This window comes from Bacterioplanes sanyensis (assembly GCF_002237535.1).
Taxonomy (GTDB): Bacteria; Pseudomonadota; Gammaproteobacteria; order Pseudomonadales; family Oceanobacteraceae; genus Bacterioplanes; species Bacterioplanes sanyensis_A.
This window is the reverse complement of record NZ_CP022530.1, coordinates 1,080,650-1,097,669: the sequence shown is the minus strand read 5'-3', so window position 1 is coordinate 1,097,669 and position 17,020 is coordinate 1,080,650. Positions and strand designations below refer to the sequence as shown.

General features: G+C 52.7%; 20 protein-coding genes. 6 read left to right on the top strand and 14 right to left on the bottom strand.

The features are described 5' to 3' along the window. Window positions 1-8 precede the first annotated feature (8 nt). Window positions 9-338 (bottom strand): DOPA 4,5-dioxygenase family protein, encoded by a 330-nt coding sequence (locus CHH28_RS05145; protein WP_094059305.1) that lies wholly within the window; start codon window positions 336-338, stop codon window positions 9-11. 121 nt (window positions 339-459) lie between these two features. On the opposite strand from CHH28_RS05145, the gene CHH28_RS05140 reads away from it, so the two are divergent. Continuing rightward, entirely contained in the window at window positions 460-1,629 is a 1,170-nt protein-coding gene (locus CHH28_RS05140; RefSeq protein WP_094059304.1) for a MerR family transcriptional regulator, read from the top strand. 87 nt (window positions 1,630-1,716) lie between these two features. On the opposite strand, the gene CHH28_RS05135 is transcribed toward CHH28_RS05140, so the two are convergent. The 4 genes from CHH28_RS05135 to CHH28_RS05120 all read right to left on the bottom strand — a co-directional run bounded on the left by CHH28_RS05135 (window position 1,717) and on the right by CHH28_RS05120 (window position 4,441). Further along, a complete protein-coding gene (locus tag CHH28_RS05135; RefSeq protein WP_094059303.1) occupies window positions 1,717-2,985 on the bottom strand; it encodes an ammonium transporter in 1,269 nt (422 codons plus the stop codon). A 50-nt stretch (window positions 2,986-3,035) separates the two neighbouring features. After that, window positions 3,036-3,374 carry a P-II family nitrogen regulator gene (gene glnK / locus CHH28_RS05130; RefSeq protein WP_094059302.1) on the bottom strand — a complete coding sequence of 113 codons (339 nt, stop codon included), beginning with the start codon at window positions 3,372-3,374 and terminating at the stop codon, window positions 3,036-3,038. 73 nt (window positions 3,375-3,447) lie between these two features. Beyond that, window positions 3,448-4,158 carry a TorF family putative porin gene (locus CHH28_RS05125; protein ID WP_094059301.1) on the bottom strand — a complete coding sequence of 237 codons (711 nt, stop codon included), beginning with the start codon at window positions 4,156-4,158 and terminating at the stop codon, window positions 3,448-3,450. 85 nt (window positions 4,159-4,243) lie between these two features. Further along, window positions 4,244-4,441 (bottom strand): hypothetical protein, encoded by a 198-nt coding sequence (locus CHH28_RS05120; protein ID WP_157729784.1) that lies wholly within the window; start codon window positions 4,439-4,441, stop codon window positions 4,244-4,246. Between the two features lie 39 nt (window positions 4,442-4,480). Between CHH28_RS05120 and CHH28_RS05115 the strand changes: the two genes are divergently transcribed. Next, the gene (locus tag CHH28_RS05115) at window positions 4,481-4,795 is read left to right on the top strand and encodes an accessory factor UbiK family protein (protein ID WP_094059299.1); all 315 of its coding nucleotides are present in this window, start codon (window positions 4,481-4,483) and stop codon (window positions 4,793-4,795) included. Between the two features lie 23 nt (window positions 4,796-4,818). On the opposite strand, the gene CHH28_RS05110 is transcribed toward CHH28_RS05115, so the two are convergent. Both CHH28_RS05110 and CHH28_RS05105 read right to left on the bottom strand, forming a co-directional pair. Then, complete coding sequence (locus tag CHH28_RS05110) at window positions 4,819-5,091, bottom strand: TfoX/Sxy family protein (protein WP_157729783.1); 273 nt, start codon at window positions 5,089-5,091, stop codon at window positions 4,819-4,821. A gap of 28 nt (window positions 5,092-5,119) precedes the next feature. Further along, the gene (locus tag CHH28_RS05105; protein WP_157729782.1) at window positions 5,120-5,905 is read right to left on the bottom strand and encodes a GNAT family N-acetyltransferase; all 786 of its coding nucleotides are present in this window, start codon (window positions 5,903-5,905) and stop codon (window positions 5,120-5,122) included. A 236-nt stretch (window positions 5,906-6,141) separates the two neighbouring features. Between CHH28_RS05105 and CHH28_RS05100 the strand changes: the two genes are divergently transcribed. Beyond that, window positions 6,142-6,753, top strand: coding sequence for a TetR/AcrR family transcriptional regulator (locus CHH28_RS05100; protein ID WP_094059296.1), 612 nt, complete (start codon window positions 6,142-6,144; stop codon window positions 6,751-6,753). A 29-nt stretch (window positions 6,754-6,782) separates the two neighbouring features. Here CHH28_RS05100 and CHH28_RS05095 read toward each other — a convergent pair whose 3' ends face one another. The 7 genes from CHH28_RS05095 to CHH28_RS05065 form a co-directional block, all read right to left on the bottom strand. Continuing rightward, window positions 6,783-7,451, bottom strand: coding sequence for an OmpA family protein (locus tag CHH28_RS05095; protein WP_094059295.1), 669 nt, complete (start codon window positions 7,449-7,451; stop codon window positions 6,783-6,785). Between the two features lie 142 nt (window positions 7,452-7,593). Beyond that, on the bottom strand, window positions 7,594-8,292 hold the full coding sequence (gene urtE / locus CHH28_RS05090; protein WP_094059294.1) for an urea ABC transporter ATP-binding subunit UrtE: 699 nt from the start codon (window positions 8,290-8,292) through the stop codon (window positions 7,594-7,596). After that, entirely contained in the window at window positions 8,293-9,057 is a 765-nt protein-coding gene (gene urtD / locus CHH28_RS05085) for an urea ABC transporter ATP-binding protein UrtD (protein WP_094059293.1), read from the bottom strand. Then, window positions 9,054-10,226 carry an urea ABC transporter permease subunit UrtC gene (urtC, locus tag CHH28_RS05080; RefSeq protein ID WP_233243752.1) on the bottom strand — a complete coding sequence of 391 codons (1,173 nt, stop codon included), beginning with the start codon at window positions 10,224-10,226 and terminating at the stop codon, window positions 9,054-9,056. Before urtC ends, urtD begins: the two co-directional genes overlap by 4 nt. Before the next feature lie 3 nt (window positions 10,227-10,229). Beyond that, window positions 10,230-11,894, bottom strand: coding sequence for an urea ABC transporter permease subunit UrtB (gene urtB / locus CHH28_RS05075; RefSeq protein WP_094059291.1), 1,665 nt, complete (start codon window positions 11,892-11,894; stop codon window positions 10,230-10,232). Window positions 11,895-11,948: 54 nt separating this feature from the next. Then, a complete protein-coding gene (gene urtA / locus CHH28_RS05070; protein WP_094059290.1) occupies window positions 11,949-13,247 on the bottom strand; it encodes an urea ABC transporter substrate-binding protein in 1,299 nt (432 codons plus the stop codon). Window positions 13,248-13,697: 450 nt separating this feature from the next. Next, window positions 13,698-14,573, bottom strand: a complete 876-nt coding sequence (locus tag CHH28_RS05065; protein WP_094059289.1) for a LysR family transcriptional regulator ArgP — start codon at window positions 14,571-14,573, stop codon at window positions 13,698-13,700. Between the two features lie 166 nt (window positions 14,574-14,739). On the opposite strand from CHH28_RS05065, the gene CHH28_RS05060 reads away from it, so the two are divergent. The 3 genes from CHH28_RS05060 (at window position 14,740) to CHH28_RS05050 (ending at window position 16,974) form a co-directional block, all read left to right on the top strand. Continuing rightward, the gene (locus CHH28_RS05060; RefSeq protein ID WP_094059288.1) at window positions 14,740-15,351 is read left to right on the top strand and encodes a LysE/ArgO family amino acid transporter; all 612 of its coding nucleotides are present in this window, start codon (window positions 14,740-14,742) and stop codon (window positions 15,349-15,351) included. Window positions 15,352-15,611: 260 nt separating this feature from the next. After that, window positions 15,612-16,361: a substrate-binding periplasmic protein gene (locus CHH28_RS05055; RefSeq protein ID WP_094059287.1), complete on the top strand. Its 750-nt coding sequence runs from the start codon at window positions 15,612-15,614 to the stop codon at window positions 16,359-16,361. Between the two features lie 199 nt (window positions 16,362-16,560). Then, window positions 16,561-16,974 carry a GNAT family N-acetyltransferase gene (locus CHH28_RS05050; RefSeq protein WP_094059286.1) on the top strand — a complete coding sequence of 138 codons (414 nt, stop codon included), beginning with the start codon at window positions 16,561-16,563 and terminating at the stop codon, window positions 16,972-16,974. Window positions 16,975-17,020 lie beyond the last annotated feature (46 nt).

The following is a 17,020-nucleotide window of genomic DNA, read 5'->3' as shown; positions in this document are numbered from 1 at the left end:
CGCCTTCCTCAGCGCAATGTTTCTAGCTTTAACGCCAGAGGCTGCCCCAGCCATACGGCGCCGTCCGTATGGGCTAGGTAGTCGTCATCCGTCACCGGATGCACCAGCACACTCAAGCCCTGGCGGTTTTGTTCTAGCCACTGCACCACATGCTCGCGGTTTTCAGTTGCAAACACCACCTCGAACATGGGCTTAGTGTGTGGACCCACTTCACGCTCGCGCAAGGTTGAAATGCGCGCACACGCTAGCTGCTCAATCGCCTGCTGATTAACCTGGCGCGCCGTATCGATGGCTTCGAGATCAAAATAAACGTGGGCGTGAAAGTCTTCGCGAATCATGTCATGGCCTGAGAACAAAGAAAGCGGCAAAGTGTAACGCCCTGCAAGCAAGCCTGCATCCCTCCCTTGACCTGTCTATTGCTTCATAGTTTACGCTGGGTAAACACGTTTGGGAGGCACCATGTATCGCATCTCACAGCTGGCCAGTCGGGTCGGTTTATCACGTTCAGCCTTGTTGTATTACGAGCGCTTGGGACTGATTCAGGGCCAGTGCGGTAGCAATGGCTACCGTTATTACAGTGAGCGTGATGTTCAACATATTCTGCTGATTCGCCAGCTGCAGGCCGGCGGCCTGACGTTGATCGAGTGCCAACAATACATGCACAGCCAGCTGGATAGGGCCTTATTGCAGCAGCGCCTGACGCAATTGGAGCAGGAAATTGCTGCCAAGCAACAGGCCCATCAACTGCTCAGTGGTTTGTTAGGACGCAGTAGCTTGGCTCAATGGCATCACGAACTGGATCAAATTGCCCCTGATGCGCACCTAGACTGGCTGCAAACCCAAGGTTTCAGCCGCAAAGATGCAATTCGATTGAAATGGTTATCAAAAGATATGAACACACACGATCAATACATGCGCGACTTTATGCACATCTTCGCTGGTGTCAGCCAGTGGGGGCCGGGTTCCAGCGAGGATACGCTGGCAGCGTTGGCAAACGTACCCTTTGCGCCTCAGCAAGTGGTGGATATTGGCTGCGGCCAGGGCCACTCCACCTTGCTACTGGCACAGCACACTCATGCACAGATTATTGCCAACGATAATGACGAGCCAGCGCTGCAGCGGCTGATGCAAACGGCTGAGCAAATGGGCTTGAACGAACGCATACAGCCCCATTGTGCCGATATGCAAATGCTTCATTTAGCGGAAGGTGAGTTTGACCTGTTATGGGCCGAAGGCTGTGCCTACATCATTGGTGTGGCGCAAGCGCTCAAACACTGGCAGCCATTATTGCGCGCGCAAGGCGTATTGGTGTTCAGTGATTTAATTTGGTTAACAGAGCAACCCAGCGATGAAGCCACTTCGTTTTGGCAGCAGGAATATCCGGCAATGACCAACTTGCAGCAGCGCCGCGAAGACATTGCCAATAGCGGCTTCAAGCTGTTGCACACCTTTACCATGTCGGAGCAAGCCTGGCTGAACTACAGCCAGCCGTTGCAGCAACGTCTGCACCAGCTTGAGCCTGAGCTGGGCGATTCCAGTGCTTGGCAGGACATCGAAAGGGAATTATCCATTTATCAGAGCTTTTTAGGCGAGTTCGGTTATCAAATGTTTGTGCTGCAAGCGCCGTAAAGCAGCCACAAAAAAGCGGCCCGAAGGCCGCTGAAACTTTTTATCATTATTACTCGCTGCTTTTTCTGGCAGCGTTTATGGGGCTAACTATTTTGAAGCGGTGAACTCTGGGTAAGCTTCCATACCACATTCAGATAAATCCACACCTTCGTATTCGTCTTCTTCGCTAACACGCAGACCCATGACCGCTTTGATCACCATCCACACAATCAGAGACGTTACAAATACCCAAGCAAAGATGGTGACAGCACCGATCAGCTGACCAGAGAAGCTGGCGCCGTCGTTAGTCAGAGGTACCACCAGCAAGCCGAACAAGCCAACCACGCCGTGAACAGAGATCGCACCGACCGGATCATCGATCTTAATTTTGTCCAGCGTCAGGATCGACATCACCACAATCAGGCCACCGACAAAACCGATCAGCGTTGCTGCAAATGGCGTTGGTGTTGAAGGCTCAGCGGTAATCGCCACCAGACCTGCCAATGCACCGTTCAAAGCCATGGTCAGATCCGCTTTGCGGAACAAGATGTAAGCCAGCAACAGCGCACCAATCAGACCACCCGCCGCGGCTGCATTGGTATTCATAAACACCACAGCCACAGAGTTGGCGTTGGCGATATCGCCCAGTTTTAATACCGAGCCACCGTTAAAGCCGAACCAGCCCATCCACAGGATGAAGGTACCCAAAGTCGCCAGCGGCAAGTTGGCACCAGGAATCGCACGCACTTCACCGTTCGGGCCATATTTGCCTTTACGCGCGCCCAGCAAGATCACGCCTGCCAGCGCCGCAGCCGCACCGGCCATGTGCACAATGCCGGAGCCAGCGAAATCAGAGAAGCCTAAATCACCCAGGTTATACAGGCCGAATACATCGTTGCCACCCCAGGTCCAGCCGCCTTCCATTGGGTAAATAAAACCAGTCAATACCACAGCAAAAGCCAGGAACGCCCACAGCTTCATGCGCTCAGCCACGGCACCGGAAACAATCGACATGGCGGTTGCAACAAACACCACCTGGAAGAAGAAGTCGGACGCGCCAGAGTAAATAGAACCGCCCTGGAAGCCGTCTTCGCGTGCAGCGTAGTCTGCCAACACCGCAGCGCTATCAACTTCGGTAATACCAGACAGGAAGTAGCCGCCACCGTACATAATTTGATAACCGCAGACCAAATACATGGTGCAAGCAATCGCAAACAGGGCGACGTTTTTGGTGAGAATTTCAGTGGTATTTTTAGAGCGGACCAAACCCGCTTCCAGCATGGCGAAACCTGCCGCCATCCACATCACTAAGGCGCCACACACCAGAAAATAAAAGGTGTCCATGGCGTACTGAAGTTCATAAATATTGTTTTCCATATTAAGCCCCCCGCATCAGGCTTGATATTGACTGTTACCGAACTGGTTTTTTAGATTGCGTCTGCGCCGGTCTCACCGGTACGGATACGAATCACTTGTTCAAGCGTGCTCACAAAAATTTTGCCGTCACCAATTTTTCCGGTGTTGGCAGCTTTTGTGACCGCTTCGATGACTTTGTCGGTCAGCTCTTCGGTGACCGCCACTTCGATTTTTACTTTGGGCAGAAAATCCACCACGTATTCAGCACCGCGATACAGCTCGGTATGACCTTTTTGGCGACCAAAGCCTTTCACTTCAGTCACTGTGATGCCTTGTACACCGATCTCAGACAGCGCTTCGCGCACGTCGTCTAATTTGAACGGTTTAACCACAGCAGTAATGAGTTTCATAGGAAAACTCCTTTGTTGAATGCTCTATTTGTTATCAATAGCCCATGCGGGGGCACGGGCTATTGTATGCCTTTTACAACTCGATAGGCAGGCTATAGCTGACGACTACTTTGGTGTCTTCATCCAAGCCTGATTCGCCTTTATCCAAATCTGCGTCTTGATCAATAATTTTGCTCAGCGTAAACGACAGGTTGTCGTTGTAGGCGTAGCTTAAATCCAGGTGGGTATATTCAGCGCTGTCGTCCTCGCTGTGCATTTGCATACCCAGCGTCGCAGCAAAGGCGCCCATTTCACCGCCTAAGGTGGCGTAGCTGGCATTTTCATCGCCCGCCAACACGTAGTAATAAGACGCGGATACCGGGCCGTAACCCACAGAAATAATTAGATCAGAGGCATCAAAGGTGGTGCCACGTGCATCGGTACGGGTGTAGTTGCCGTCGTCGTCGGCATCTTCAGACGCACCTGGGTAGACATACGTCCAAGCACTGATGTCATAAGAGAACTCACCGGCCTCACCGCCATAGCCCAGATACAGGTCGTATTCCTGGCCTAAGGCACTGTCACCACTGGAGGCCCATACGCCACCATACAGGCCGCCCATGCTGGCGGTAACATCACCGGATACGGCAGGAACGCCTTGGCCCAGGTCCTGACCGCGCCACAAATACATGTTGGCAATGGCTGCTGACGCTGAGACTTCCACCTCTGCTTGAACAGAATGCGCCGCCAATAAGGCCGCAGAAACAGCACTGGTCAGAGCAATGGCTTGAGACAGTTTCTTCATGGTTCTTCATCCTCAATCATTATGAACAGCGAAATCGTCGTTCCCGGATGCACCGGATTATTCTTTGCGAGTTCTTTTGCAGTGCTTATGCCAATTCTTGAAAAATACGAACAATCAATGAGTTACAGGCATAAACCGGAATGTCTAATAAGAATGACGGACGCTTGAAGCGCATTTCGTCCAAACCTGCACCACAAAAGCGCAGACCCGACTGGCGCAGCGCACCAAAGTTGAGCGCCGAATTTATCAGCGCACCAAGCTGGCCTTCGGCGGTGAGAATCACTCGTGGTACCATGCGATGGCCATTTATCGGAGCTGGTTTATGTCCCCTGAAGTTATTTCGCAACGCCTGCAACAATTGTTGCAGCAGACGCCCTTCGCCTCACTGGGCGAGGATGTGCAGCAACTGCTGCAAGCACGCTTGCAAACCATGCTGACCAATATGAACTTGGTGACGCGCGAGGAGTTTGATGTGCAATGTGAAGTGCTGGCCCGCACTCAGGCTAAGTTAGCGGAGCTGGAGCAGCGCCTGGCGGCGTTGGCCGATGCTCCTGCCAGTAACACAGCAGACAGCGACATAGCAGCCAGCGAGACGCCATCGGAAAGCAACAGTACGCCGCAGCAGCCCGCTGACTGAGCCCAAATGCTGGCCGAGCCGATCTAGCTTGGTCGGTTCAGCTCACGGTAGAACTGTTGCAAAGACTGCTGCAGGTGCGCCTTGTCGTTACGCGCGACATCTTGCCAGCGGCGTCCTTCCAACGCGCCGACCAGAGCGTACAAAAAGTTCAGGCTGGGTTTGGGCGTTAAACTTTGCAGGCGCACATAGGTTGCAATGGCGCCCAGCTCGCGTAACTCGTGTTCGTTATTAATGCCAACAGCGCGCAGCTGCTGCGCCGCTTTCGGGCCAATGCCCGGCAAATCCGTCAGCGCCAAGATTATTCTCCTGTGAGTAACAACGCCGTTATGGGTCTGACAGCGTACACGCCATGTACAGCGTTGAGCTAAACGGCACCGCCAACAGCCCTCGCCAAGCGCTCAGCTGATGACGTTTGAGCGGCTGAAAACCAAGTCGCTGATACAGTGCCTGCGCTGCTGGATTGGTGTCCACCACTTCCAAGGTTAACCCTCGACGATCACACTGCTGTGCTTCAGTCATCAGCGCTTGAATTAACGTCGAGCCCGCGCCCTGACCGCGATAACGCGGGTCAACGGCAATGGCTTCAATGTGCCAGCCGCCAGCGAGCGATTCACTGGCCAGCAACCAAGCACGCAGCACACCCAGCAGTGCCCGCTTCAGACCTAAGCGAGCCACCATCTCACCGAAGGGGATTTGAAATGCCTCTTGATCGCCCTGATTCACCACCATCACCGCCACGATGTGCTCATCCTGCAGCAATAGCCGAGTACAATCCGCTACCAGCATGTCTGCCAGCAACTGCTCGCCTTTATCGCCAGCGCCCACAATGGCAGCAAACTTATCCGCCAACCCAGCCTGAAGGATTTTCGCAGCTGGCAATCGCTGTTGCGGCTGAATTCCTTGCTGTATGTGCCAGCCACGCTGGGTCGCAGGCGCGGTTTGCGGATGGCTGGCACGCGGCCAAGCAACGCTCGCAGGTAGGCTAAAAAACCAGCCAAACCACAGCAGATTCAACCAGGCCCAAGCGGAGACCTCTCCCAGCCAAGCCTGCCATAGCACTGGTAGTTGCCACACGCCGATAAAGCCCAAACACCACCACGGAAACTTCATACCACCTCCACGCCCTTCGTCTACGTCACTGTTTTTGCGCATGCCGCGCACAGTGCCGCTGGATTGTCTGCGCCCAGAAGCCACGGTTATGAGGCTGGGCTGTCCGTTAAAGAGCTGCTGCGAGTTAATAAAGCGAATAATCGCTCTCATAATAGGCAGAGGCTAGACTGCTGCCAAGTAAAACAGTGAGTCAACGGCATTGCTGTCAGACCCGAACGCGATAAGGACGCCACTCCATGGCCCGACCGATCAATCCAGAACGCAAACAACAGCGCCGCCAACAAATACTGCACGCCGCTGGACAGTGCTTTGTGCAACATGGCTTTCATCGCACCTCGGTGCAGCAAATCTGTGATGCCGCCCAGATGAGCCCGGGCGGCCTGTACCGCCACTTCAAATCTAAAGACGACATCATTGTGGCCATTGCCGAAGAGGAAAGGCGCAGCACGTTGGAGCTGGCCGCTTGGTTGAATACGGCACCGAAACCGCTGCAAGCCTTAGTGGATATGCCAGAGCCGGTGTTGGCCGCGTATCAGCAACCGGAGCAGGTGGCGCTGGCAATCGAAGTGCTGGCCGAAGCAGCCCGCAATGATGTCGTGGCGAGCGTACTGAACGACTCGCAACAGCAATTGCAGCAGGCGATTACCCACGCTTTAGAGCGCGCCAGAGAACAAGGTGAACTAGATACACAAGCGATCAACGACGCTCATATCGCGAAGACCATCATGGCGCTACTGGAAGGCTTTATTACCCACGCCAGTGGCAGCGATCGATCGGCTCCGCGCGCGTTTGCAGACACGGCCAAGCGGTTAATAAAAGCGTTGCTAGGGGCTGATAACAGGAATTGAGCAGCCATTGCGGCTGCTCGTCTGTGCGGTTATTGACTGACCGGCACCAAGGTTATTTCAACGCGGCGGTTCAACTCTTTGCCCGACGCTGTTGCATTGCTGGCAATCGGTGAGCGCTCGCCAAAGCCGACGGTTTCCAGGCGCACCGATTTAATGCCGCGGCTCTTCAAATACGCCGATACCGAGCTGGCGCGTTGCTCAGACAAACGCTGATTGGTGCTTTCTGAACCATCACTGTCGGTGTGGCCGGCCACCACTACCAGGGTGCGATCGTATTCTTTGATAACCAGTGCCACCGAGTTCAGCACTTCATAGAAGCTTGACGCAACGGCTGAGCTGCCAGATGCAAAGGTAATGTTGCCCGGCATGATCAGATTGACGTTATCGCCATCACGCTCAACGCGTACACCGGTGCCACGCAATTGTTTGCGCAGCTTGGCTTCTTGGGCATCCATGTAAAAGCCGATACCGCCGCCAATGGCAGCACCACCGGCAGCAGACGCCAGAATGCGCTGGTTGCGCTTTTTCACATCTTTTTCGTCGCGGTTATCCAGATACGCAGCCAGTACACCCACACCGGCACCAATGCCCGCGCCAATGGCGGTTTTTGAGGTTTCCTGCTCGCCGGTGTAAGGATCGTAAGTGGAACAGCCGCTGGCCAATGCCGCGACGGATAAAGCAACCATCAGTTTTTTCATAACAACTCCGCAATTACAACTGAGACGGGCTGACTGCACCCGACCAACCTCGCAGAGTAAAACAGCGCTGTATGACAAAGCTACTAACTGTGACACATCTGGACACTTGCAGTGCCGCCTTCCAAGTACAAATGCCTGACGTTCAAATGGCCAGTAGGGTTCTGGCTTGCTCGGATTGCTTCAGCTCGTGGCCCGGCCCCTCGGCTACCACTCGCCCGCGTTCGAGAATAATAAAGTCGTCGGCCAACTCGGCGGCAAACTCCAAATACTGCTCCACCAACACAATGGCCATCTGGCCACGATCGCGCAGCAATTCAATCACCGCCTGAATGTCTTTGATAATCGACGGCTGAATGCCCTCGGTTGGCTCATCCAAAATCAATAACTTTGGTCGCAGCAGCAACGCTCGAGCAATGGCCAGTTGCTGCTGCTGGCCACCGGACAAATCGCCACCGCGCCGTTTGAGCATTTGCTGCAACACAGGAAATAAAGCGAAGACCTCCGGATCGATGCGTCGCTGGCCACGCGGCAAAGCAGAAAAGGCGGTTTGCAGATTTTCTTCCACCGTCAGCTGCGCAAATATGTCGCGCCCTTGCGGTACGTAGGCAATGCCCGCCTTGGCCCGCTGCGCCGCCGACTGCCCGACCAGCAGTTGATCGCGCCAGCGTATCTGACCATTGACTGGCTGTAAGTGCCCGGCCAGAGCTTTCATCAGGGTGGTTTTCCCCACACCGTTGCGCCCCAGCACGCAAGTTACCTTACCAATCTCCGCCTGCATCGATACGTCGTACAGAGCCTGGCTGGCGCCATACGCCACGTTTAAATGATTCACTTTTAACATTTAGCGCCCCAAGTACACTTCGATGACTTTGTCGTTGGCTTTTACCGACGCCAGCGAGCCTTCAGCCAGCACGCTGCCTTCATGCAAAACCGTGACACGACAGTCCAGTGCATCAATAAAGTCCATATCGTGCTCCACCACCATTAACGAATGATGCTGCGCCAAATTGCGGAACAGCTCAGCGGTTTTCATGGTTTCTTCGTCGGTCATGCCAGCAGCCGGTTCATCAATTAATAACAGCTGTGGTTTTTGCCCGAGCAGCATGCCAATTTCTAACCATTGTTTTTGTCCGTGCGACAAACTGCCAGCCTGCAGGGTTTGCTTATCTTGCAAATCAATCAGCGTCAGAATTTCTTCTAACTGCTGATGCTGTTGTTTACCGAGCTTGTGGGTTAGCGCTTGCCACACCGAACGCCCGCCCTGTAACGACAGCTCCAGATTTTCAAATACCGTCAAGCTTTCAATGACACTCGGCTTTTGGAATTTTCGCCCAATTCCCAGATTGGCCACCTCGGCTTCGTCGTGCTGCGTCAGATCGTATTGATCATTGAATAAAATAGTGCCGCTATCTGGCCGCGTTTTACCGGTAATGACGTCCATCATGGTGGTTTTTCCGGCGCCATTGGGGCCGATAATGGCGCGCATTTCGCCCGGTTCAATGCACATAGACAGTGAGTTTAAAGCTTTAAAACCGTCAAAACTGACGCTGACACCGTCCATGTACAACACGCTGGGCTGCTCAATGTGTTTGACTGCAAGGCTCATGCGCGCTCCTCCTGGCCATTGTACTCCGCTGGTATCTGCCGGCGATGACGATAACTTGACCAGCGCTGCTGCAACGGTTGCCATAAACCAATCACGCCACGCGGCAGGTATAAAGTGGTTAATACAAACAAACCACCCAATAAGAACAGCCACAGTTCAGCAAAGGCACCGGTAAACCAGGTTTTGGCATAGTTCACCAGCAGCGCTCCAATGACGGCGCCGTATAGACTGCCGCGACCACCAACAGCGACCCAGATAATGATTTCAATGGAGAAAATGGGGGCAAATTCGCCCGGATTAATAATGCCGACCTGGGGCACATATAAGGCGCCCGCCAAACCTGCCAACATGGCCGACACCACAAAAACAAACAGCTTATAGTGTTCGACGCGATAGCCCAGAAAACGCGTGCGGGTTTCGCTATCGCGGATGGCCACCAACACTCGACCCAGTTTTGAAGTGACCAGCCAGCGGCTGATCAGATAGCCCAGCATCAACGCCAGGGCAGAAGCAATAAACAGTGCAGCTCGAGTATGATCGTCCTGCAAACTGAAGCCCAAAATATCTTTAAAGTCGGTCAAACCATTGTTGCCGCCAAACCCCATGTCGTTGCGAAAAAACGCCAGCATCAAGGCATACGTCAGCGCTTGGGTAATAATGGATAAATACACACCGCTCACCCGTGAGCGAAATGCCAAGGCGCCAAACACAAATGCCAATGTGCCCGGCACCAGCAGCACCATCAGCATGGCAAAGGCAAAAGAATCAAAGCCCAACCAATACCAAGGCAGTTCTTGCCAGTTAAGAAACACCATAAAGTCCGGCAGTTCGGCATTGCCATACACGCCACGATCACCAATTTGACGCATCAGATACATGCCCATGGCGTAACCACCTAAGGCAAAAAAAGCGCCGTGGCCCAAGCTTAAGATGCCGCAATAGCCCCAAATCAAATCCACCGCAATGGCCAGCAAGGCGTAACACAAGTATTTGCCCAGCAGCGTCATGGTGTAGGTTGATACATGTAAAACCGATTCAGGCGGAAACAGCAGATTGCAAAACGGCACAACCACAGCCAACACAGCGATGACGGTTAACAACCAGCGGCCTTGTTTATCTTGCAGTAATAGGCGCGTTAGCGGGCCCATATAGTTCGATGATATCGCCATATATTAACCCTCTACCGCTCGGCCTTTCAGCGCGAATAAACCACGCGGCCGTTTTTGAATAAATAAAATAATAAATACCAGTACCAGTATTTTCGCCAACACCGCACCAGCCAGTGGTTCAAACAGTTTATTGGCCACTCCCAGCGACATCGCTGCCACTAATGTGCCCCATAAGTTACCCACACCGCCGAACACCACCACCATAAAGGAGTCGATGATATAAGCTTGTCCCAGATTCGGACCGACGTTAGTGAGCTGACTGAGAGCCACGCCTGCTACTCCAGCAATGCCAGAGCCCAAGCCAAAGGTGAGTGCATCCACCCAGCCGGTTTTTATTCCCATCGAGCTGGCCATTGGTCGATTCATGGTGACGGCGCGCATCTGCAGGCCAAATAACGTGCGCTTCACAATCAGCGCGAGCATGGCCAACACCAACAAGCTGAAGATAATGATGTACAAGCGGTTCCAGGTCAGTTCTAGCCCAGGATTCAACATAAAGGTACCGGCCATCCACTCTGGAGTCGCCACCTCACGATTCAGTGGACCAAAGATGCTGCGCACGGCTTGCTGCAGGATTAAACTGATGCCGAAGGTCGCCAGAAGCGTTTCCAATGGTCGACCGTATAAATGGCGAATGACGCTGCGCTCCATCACCACACCAACCAGGCCGCTGACCAAAAAAGCAGCGGGAATGGATACAATCAGCGATACACCAATGGAATCTGGCAACAGCTGCTGCACCATATAGGTGGTGTACGCACCCAGCATGATCATTTCCCCGTGCGCCATATTGATCACCCCCATCACGCCAAAGGTAATCGCCAGGCCAATCGCTGCGAGTAGTAATACCGCCCCAAGCGATAATCCAAAATACAAGTCCTGTGCGTAACCGTTGAGCCGATTGAGTTGCTCGATAGAGGCAAGGGTTTTCTGCGTTAGTTGGTATTCTTGTGTTTGTCTGACATCACTGGGATCCAGCCCCTTCAAATGTTGTAGTAGGGCGACTTTGACCGGCGGATACAAGGAGCGTTGCAATGCCTCGATGGCCTGTAGTCGTTGTGCTTGCTCGCTGCTCTCTAGTTGCTGCATGGCCAGCACTAACTGCAATACCTCATGCACCTGCGGGTCTTTTTCTTGCTGCAACAACTGCGCGATTTTATTGGTGGCGATATCGGCATGGTCTTTTAATAGCTGTTGTGCCGCGCTACTGCGCTGTTGCGCAGTGCCAATGCGTATATGAATCAGCGCCAGCTCGGAACGAATGGCGGCGCGTACCGAGTTATTCACCCGTATTTTGCTGTATTGGCGCTTGTCGCGTCGCCCTTGCAGTTGCACGACCTCAGTCGAAAAGGGCGCATGGGCCGACGCACCCGCTTTAAAATCTGTAATTACAAAGGGTTGTTGATCTGACTTTCTCAGGTACAGCTGATTGTCCGTTAGCCACTGCAACAAAGACAATTTCATCGCTGAAGAGCTGCTGGCAATCTCTGCCACCTGAGTGATTTTTTCTTCAAACGATGACTGAGCCATTTGTTGCACGATACCTTGCAGTGCCACATCGTCATCTGCAGCTGCAGCTGCAGGTGGCTCTGATGCTATCGACTCTGATGTCATTAACGCTGGGCTAAAAAAAAGCGCGCACAGTAAAAATCCTAGAACACCACGCATAACCGTTATCCATACCGACGAAAGAAGTGCCGCACCTGAGTGCGGCAAAGAGCACTACTCAGCTGCGACTGCGCTGCCACAACTTTTGCTAACCACGTTGTAGTTGCCGCAATTGATCGGTGCCGTCCAATCGGCAATCAGGTTTTTCGATTCTGGCAAGAAATCGGTCCAGGCATCGCCTTTGACCACACCATCGGTTTGCCAGACGATATCAAACTGACCGTCTTCTTGAATTTCACCAATCAGCACTGGCTTAGATAAATGATGGTTTTCATTCATTTTTGCCATACCGCCGGTCAGGTTGGGAACGGTCATGCCATACATGGCCTGGCGTACCTTATCGACATCGGCAGAGCCTGCTTTTTCCACCGCTTTCGACCACATGGAAAAACCGATATAAGTTGCTTCCATCGGGTCATTGGTGACACGATCTTCATCACCGATATAGGCGTGCCATTTATCGATAAAGTCGTAGTTCACCTCCACGTCTGCGCTTTGAAAATAATTCCACGCCGCTAAGTGGCCTACCAGGGGCGAGGTATCGAATCCGGATAACTCTTCTTCGCCAACAGAGAAGGCGACTACGGGAATGTCTTCTGCGCTGATGCCTTGGTTGGCCAACTCTTTATAGAACGGCACATTGGCGTCACCATTCACCGTCGATACAACGGCGGTCTTTTTGCCCGCACTGCCAAAGCCCTTAATATCGGAAACAATGGTTTGCCAATCGCTGTGACCAAAGGGTGTGTAATTGACTAGGATGTCTTCACTTTTTACACCTTTGGACTGCAAGTAGCTTTCGAGGATTTTATTGGTGGTGCGTGGATAGACGTAGTCGGTTCCGGCCAGAACCCAGCGCTTCACACCCACTTCGTTCATCAGGTAGTCCACCGCCGGAATGGCCTGCTGGTTGGGCGCAGCTCCGGTATAAAACACATTGCGTGACGACTCTTCACCCTCGTATTGCACTGGGTAGAACATCAGTCCATTCAGCTCTTCGATCACCGGCAATACCGATTTGCGTGATACCGATGTCCAACAGCCGAAAATCACATCGACCTGTTCCTTTTCTAGCAGCTCGCGAGTTTTTTCCGCGAACAGCGGCCAGTTGGATGCTGGGTCCACTACCACAGGCTCCAGTTTCTTACCTAGCAAACCACCCTTTTTATTTTGCTCCTCCACCAGCATTAACACCGTGTCTTTCAGTGTTGTTTCTGAAATGGCCATGGTGCCTGATAAGGAGTGCAACACCCCCACCTTGATGGTGTCTTCAGCGTTGGCCAGCTGAATACCGGAAGCAAGAGCCGTCAGTGCAATGAATTTTATCGCGCGAGGTAGGGCAATGTTTTTCATGGGACTTTCCTTCGTGGGTTGTCATGTATACAAGGTTGAGTGCAACCCATATACCAACCTGAAAATTCCATAGAAAACCTTAGGGCAGCTCTGAATAATTCTGCACCGCTCTGCACGAGTGCAGCAGGCTTTTAGAACAAGGCGCTGATGGCAGCAAATAGCCAACCCTTTTCGACATCACCAATGGCGTTATGAATGGCTGCTGCCCACGCCCTATGGGCATCGCCAAACAGCTCCAGCGCTGTGCCACCGATTCTGCTGTAACTGGCTAGAGCGGCATTATCTAGAGTCCTTTAGAGGTCCAGAGTGATCACGGAATTATTCAGAGGTGCCTTTAATTTTATGCTGGTTAATCACTGCACAAGTATTAAAGATATTTTTCGATCCGCTGTTTTTGCACCGTCAGCACACAAGCATGGTGATTGTGCAATCAAACAGTGCACGCCCATATCAGCCCAAACGTAAATGCTGTTGCGCAACCTGCACGACCGCTTGGCGCAGCTCTGCCAGTGCCGGGCTTTCGGTTTGCCAATAGTGCCAGTACATAGGTACGTCCATTTCATAGCCCGCGACCAAATCCACCAGCGCGCCGCTGCGTAATTGCGGCTGTACCTGCAGCTCGGGCATCATGCCGTACCCCAGCCCTGCCAGCGCCAAATTAACGAAACCATAAGACGATGGACACAAGTGGTTGTACTTTGGGTCGCCAACACCTTGGGCTTGTAAAAAGCGGTGTTGTAGACGGTCGTCGGCGCTGTAAATCAAGCAGGGGATTTGGTCTAACTCAGCGCCCGCTAGTTGCGCCCGATACTGTTGTTTGAATTCGGGGCTGGCCAATGCCCGATACCGAATGCTGCCAAGGTACTGCGCCAAGCCGCCGTTAACGGGCTGCTCACTGGCGCAAATACAGGCCATGACTTCGCCATTTTTCATCCGCTTCAGGCCGACGTCCTGGTCTTCGACGACAAAATCAAAATCCATCCGCCGACTGACGCTCGCCGCCGACAGCGCCTGTGGCAGCCAGGTGTCGATGGAATCGGCATTGACCGCAAGACGAACCCGCAAGCGCTTGTCAGCATCATCGTCGGTCGATAACGCTTGCTCCAACTGCTGTACCTGCTGCAAATGGTTGGCAAGGCGCTGGCCCAGTTCCGTTGGCCTCGGTGGACTGGTGCGCAGCAGCACCGGCTGGCCCAACTTGAACTCCAATTGCCGAATACGTTGGCTGACCGCCGACTGGCTGATGCTCAGACGCTGGGCTGCACGGTCAAAACCACGCGCCTCAATAACGGCTACTAACGCCTGCAGTGCGGGGTAGTCCAGCATGGTATGCCTCCTAGGGTGTGACTCAGGTGCCATTTTTGCGCTGATGAGTTTAGCGAACAATTATTAGATTGACTTATATATGATTAGATTAATGAGTTGGACTAATAATTAGCTCATCCGTATCTTGGCGCCACTGTCCTGCTAAACCACTTTCCTGGAACTCATAATGACTGGCACTTTGTCGCCTCTAGTCACTGGCTTCGCCGTGACTATTAGTTTGATTGTCGCTGTTGGCGCACAAAATACCTGGGTGCTGAATAAGGCCCTGCGCAACCAACACCCATGGACCATCGCCGCGGTCTGTATTGCTATTGATATCAGCCTGATGTCGGTGGGCGTATTTACGTTGGATTTTATTCAGCAAGTCATCCCCGGGCTGGTGCCAGTGCTCACCTGGATGGGCATAGGACTGCTGATCTACCTGGCTTTGCAGGCTTTCTTTCGTGCCTGGCAAGGCGATGGCGATGGCCTAGCGACGGCCTCTGTCATGCCGACGGGCAGTGCCTGGCGCATGGCTGGGCAAGCGTTGGCTATTTCGTTGATTAATCCGCACGTCTATTTGGACACCGTGATCCTGATTGGCAGTGTCGGCGCGCAGCAATCTCAGCCAGTGCTGTTTATCCTTGGTGCCGGTCTGGCCTCGGCGACTTGGTTTTGCTCACTGGTGGCCGGGGCCAAGAAACTGCGCCCTTACCTGACCTCTGCCCATCACTGGCGTGTGATGGACACCATCACCGGCAGTGTTTTGCTGCTGGTAGCGATGAGTCTGTTGCCCTAGCCCTAGCCCTAGCCCTAGCCCTAGCCCTAGCCCTAGCCCTAAGCCCTAAGCCCTAAGCCCTAGCCGCGATTATCGACAGGCAGCCACACACAGGCTCAGGTTGGACCTGGGCCCTTTCTGGCCAAAAGGCTGCCTTTAAATAATATCCTGACTTTCCTGCATAGCTGATTGGCGTCCATCAAAAGTGCGGCAGTACGCCTTGCCGACCGCCCAAGGGCTGCTAGGTTTTAGTCACTCACTCAAACTGGAGGTGTGACACCATGCAGTGGCTCAACCGTATCGTTTTAGCAATAACCTTGTCTTGGCTGGCCATAACCAGCCAGGCAGAGCCGGTAAAACTAGCAAACGGCGAATGGGCGCCCTATCAATCGGAACAGTTGAAACATGGCGGCTTTATCAGCCAAATCATCAGCGAAGTCTTTGCCGCGGAAGGTTATCAAACCGAGTTTTCCTATATGCCGTGGAAGCGCGGTTTTGAGGAAACCAAAAACGGTAAAATGGACGGTGCGTTTATTTGGAGTAAAGATGAAGAGCGTCAGCAGCACTTCTTGTTCTCCGACCCTGTTATCACTCTCAGTACTTCCCTCTTTCAGCAGGTGGGTAAATCCATCTCTATCAGTGGTCCAGAAGATCTGGCTGGCAAACAGGTAGGCGGTATTATTGGATACAATTACGGTACTGAAGCATTGGAAGAGTCCGGCAAGTTAAAGATTCAGCGTATTGCCGAAGCCGAGGGAAACTTCAAGAAACTTGAATTAGGCCGGTTAGATATTGTATTAGAGGATACGGATGTTGGTGCCGAGCAAGTTAATCGCCTGGGTCTAGGCGATAAAATCGTTGCTAATCCAACCACCATCAACCAACGGGATTTTTACTTGCTTATCTCGAAGAAATCTCCGCGCGCACAAGAGTTAGTGGACGCGTTTAATCGTGGCTTAGCCAAGTTGAAAGCCGACGGCAAGCTAGAAGCGTATCGCGCTGCCTCTGTGCGCGGTGAATACAAGCAATAATTTTCCTTGGTGCCTTGCATAAAAATATCCATGCAAGGCACCAAAGAGATACAGTACTCTCCCGGATAGTCTTCAAACACACTCGATCTTCTCCCTCCTCAACCAAGTTACATGTACGCCAAGTTTGCCCGCGGTCTCGCTTTGTGAAAGGCTAACAGCCATGTTTGTATTCGACATTTAAGCAGGGAGACGTTTTTACGTGGAAATAACAGCCGTTGCTGAACCAACAGAGCAGGATTTCTTGGTGCTAAAAAATGGACTGAATGGCTATAACGAGCGCTTTACTGGGAAGATTGAACGAGAGAAGGTATCTGCCTTCGTCAAAAGTGACACAGGAGAAACGCTGGGCGGCATTCTCGGTGAAATATATTGGGGGTGGTTACACGTACAAGGGCTTTGGGTGCATGAGAGCATCAGAAGTCAAAAAGCAGGCTCGAGACTACTTAAGCAACTGGAAGAATATGCTTTCTCCAAAGGCATCCAAAACTATCGGCTGGAGACCACCACCTTTCAAGCACTCGGATTTTACCAAAAGCAGGGTTACCAATTATTTGGCGAACTGCCAGATATGCCGCCTGGCTTCACCAGTTATTTCTTGCAGAAGCAAATCTAGGTGTATATGTAGCAACAGAGCGAAAATGTCCCTCTGTTGCTCTTGC

Coding starts and splice junctions, on each gene's coding strand:
- CHH28_RS05145 (WP_094059305.1), bottom strand. CDS start 338: ATGATTCGCGAAGACTTTCACGCCCACGTTTATTTTGATCTCGAAGCC.
- CHH28_RS05140 (WP_094059304.1), top strand. CDS start 460: ATGTATCGCATCTCACAGCTGGCCAGTCGGGTCGGTTTATCACGTTCA.
- CHH28_RS05135 (WP_094059303.1), bottom strand. CDS start 2,985: ATGGAAAACAATATTTATGAACTTCAGTACGCCATGGACACCTTTTAT.
- glnK (WP_094059302.1), bottom strand. CDS start 3,374: ATGAAACTCATTACTGCTGTGGTTAAACCGTTCAAATTAGACGACGTG.
- CHH28_RS05125 (WP_094059301.1), bottom strand. CDS start 4,158: ATGAAGAAACTGTCTCAAGCCATTGCTCTGACCAGTGCTGTTTCTGCG.
- CHH28_RS05115 (WP_094059299.1), top strand. CDS start 4,481: ATGTCCCCTGAAGTTATTTCGCAACGCCTGCAACAATTGTTGCAGCAG.
- CHH28_RS05105 (WP_157729782.1), bottom strand. CDS start 5,905: ATGAAGTTTCCGTGGTGGTGTTTGGGCTTTATCGGCGTGTGGCAACTA.
- CHH28_RS05100 (WP_094059296.1), top strand. CDS start 6,142: ATGGCCCGACCGATCAATCCAGAACGCAAACAACAGCGCCGCCAACAA.
- CHH28_RS05095 (WP_094059295.1), bottom strand. CDS start 7,451: ATGAAAAAACTGATGGTTGCTTTATCCGTCGCGGCATTGGCCAGCGGC.
- urtE (WP_094059294.1), bottom strand. CDS start 8,292: ATGTTAAAAGTGAATCATTTAAACGTGGCGTATGGCGCCAGCCAGGCT.
- urtD (WP_094059293.1), bottom strand. CDS start 9,057: ATGAGCCTTGCAGTCAAACACATTGAGCAGCCCAGCGTGTTGTACATG.
- urtC (WP_233243752.1), bottom strand. CDS start 10,226: ATGGCGATATCATCGAACTATATGGGCCCGCTAACGCGCCTATTACTG.
- urtB (WP_094059291.1), bottom strand. CDS start 11,894: ATGCGTGGTGTTCTAGGATTTTTACTGTGCGCGCTTTTTTTTAGCCCA.
- urtA (WP_094059290.1), bottom strand. CDS start 13,247: ATGAAAAACATTGCCCTACCTCGCGCGATAAAATTCATTGCACTGACG.
- CHH28_RS05065 (WP_094059289.1), bottom strand. CDS start 14,573: ATGCTGGACTACCCCGCACTGCAGGCGTTAGTAGCCGTTATTGAGGCG.
- CHH28_RS05060 (WP_094059288.1), top strand. CDS start 14,740: ATGACTGGCACTTTGTCGCCTCTAGTCACTGGCTTCGCCGTGACTATT.
- CHH28_RS05055 (WP_094059287.1), top strand. CDS start 15,612: ATGCAGTGGCTCAACCGTATCGTTTTAGCAATAACCTTGTCTTGGCTG.